This is a genomic window from Cellulomonas sp. P4_B5_2 (assembly GCF_056402235.1).
Genome location: NZ_JBFUHU010000011.1, coordinates 25,570 through 27,242, shown reverse-complemented (window position 1 = coordinate 27,242; position 1,673 = coordinate 25,570). Strand labels below are relative to the sequence as shown.

General features: G+C 71.4%; 1 protein-coding gene. It reads left to right on the top strand.

What is annotated here, in order from left to right:
- Positions 1–245 precede the first annotated feature (245 nt).
- Positions 246–1,622 (top strand): FAD-dependent oxidoreductase, encoded by a 1,377-nt coding sequence (locus AC1DUQ_RS01645; protein ID WP_477061333.1) that lies wholly within the window; start codon positions 246–248, stop codon positions 1,620–1,622.
- The last annotated feature ends 51 nt before the right edge of the window (positions 1,623–1,673 follow it).

Genomic DNA, 1,673 nt, shown 5'->3' with positions numbered 1-1,673 from the left:
GTCCTGCACTGCGGGACGGCGCCCGTGGCCCGCGGACGGGGGTGGCGTCGAGCGCGTGGAGGTGTGCGGCGCCACCCCTTCGCGCGTCTCACGTCTGTCCAGATGCTGGCGGCCACGGAAGGTCCGCCTCGCGCCCGGTCCTACACTGGCCTCGAGCACAGTCCTGCACGGTGCCGTCCGTCGTGCCTGCACCCGGCGTGACGCACTCCCGCAGGGCTCCCCTGATCGGAAGGCACCCGCGTCCCGTGAGCACCCCGACTCTGCGAGTGGCCGTCGTCGGCGCTGGCCCGGCCGGCATCTACGCCGCCGACATCCTGTCGAAGACCGACCTCGACGTCAGCATCGACCTCTTCGAGCGCCTGCCCGCGCCGTTCGGCCTCGTGCGCTACGGCGTCGCGCCCGACCACCCGCGCATCAAGCAGATCATCGTCGCGCTGCACAAGGTGCTGGAGCGCGGTGACATCCGCCTGCTCGCCAACGTCGACTACGGCACCGACCTCAAGCTGGACGACCTGCGCCAGTTCTACGACGCGGTCATCTTCTCCACGGGCTCCATCCGCGACGCCGCACTGCCGGTCCCGGGCATCGACCTCGAGGGCTCCTACGGCGCCGCCGACTTCGTGTCCTGGTACGACGGGCACCCGGACGTCCCGCGCACCTGGCCGCTGAACGCCCAGCACGTCGCCGTCCTCGGCGCGGGCAACGTGGCGCTCGACGTGGCCCGCATCCTGGCCAAGCACGCCGACGACCTGCTGCCCACCGAGCTGCCGGCCAACGTCTACGAGATCCTCAAGGCCTCGCCCGTCACGGACGTGCACGTGTTCGCGCGCCGCGGCCCGGCCCAGGTCAAGTTCTCCCCGCTCGAGCTGCGCGAGCTCGGTCACGTCCCGGACGTCGACGTCATCGTCTACCCCGAGGACTTCGACTTCGACGAGGGCTCGATGGCCGCCATCCACTCCTCGAACCAGACCAAGCAGGTGGTCAAGACCCTCACGGACTGGACCCTGAAGGAGCCGGAGGAGAACACCGCGAGCCGGCGCATCCACCTGCACTTCCTGCACAAGCCGGTCGAGATCCTGGGCGAGGACGGCCGCGTGGTCGGCGTCCGCACCGAGCGCACCGCCCTGAACGGGGACGGCAACGTCACCGGCACGGGCCAGCTGCAGGACTGGCCGGTCGAGGCCGTGTACCGCGCCGTCGGCTACTTCGGGTCGCCGCTGGTGGACATCCCGTTCGACGACGTCGCCGGCGTGATCCCCAACCGCGAGGGCCGCGTCGTCGACGTCGACGGTGAGCACCTGCCCGGCGTGTACGCGACCGGCTGGATCAAGCGCGGCCCGGTCGGCCTCATCGGACACACCAAGTCGGACGCGTCGGAGACCATCCGGCACCTCGGCGAGGACGTGGCCGAGGGCGGCGAGGCGTTCTACACGGCCACCGACCGCGACCCCGAGGCCGTCACCGAGTTCCTGCACGGCCGCGGCGTGGACGTCATCACGTGGCAGGGCTGGGAGCTCCTGGACGCGTACGAGCGCTCGCTCGGAGAGCCGCACGGCCGCGAGCGCGTGAAGCTCGTCCCGCGCGACGAGATGGTGGACGTCTCCCTGGGYCGCAACGGCTGACAGAACGCGCGCGACGTCCGAGCAGAGGCGGGTCAGAGCCCGCACCTGCTC